A 259-nucleotide genomic window follows, 5' to 3' on the forward strand; every position below is an offset into this window, starting at 1 on the left:
CATCTCGACAAGCTTATCGCCGAGCTGGACAAAGACATCGACAGCAACGCCGACGCATTCGGCGGCAAAGGCCAAGTGCTAACCGCAATCAAAGGCATAGGCAACACCACCTGTGCCACCCTGTTGTCCATGCTGCCCGAGTTGGGCACCGTACCGCACAAACGCATCGCCATGCTGGCAGGTGTCGTTCCGCCGCCGAACCAAAGCGGCGATACGGACAAGAAAGCAGGCTGCATCGGCGGCAGAATGGCGGTGCGCA

General features: G+C 60.2%; 1 protein-coding gene. It reads left to right on the forward strand.

The window, feature by feature from the left end; genetic code table 11:
* Positions 1-259, forward strand: a 259-nt coding sequence (locus ACLD9W_RS12660) for a transposase (protein WP_410842314.1), incomplete at both ends; no start/stop codon positions are given.

It is taken from the genome of Neisseria sp. WLZKY-1 (assembly GCF_046546535.1).
Classification (GTDB): Bacteria; Pseudomonadota; Gammaproteobacteria; order Burkholderiales; family Neisseriaceae; genus Neisseria.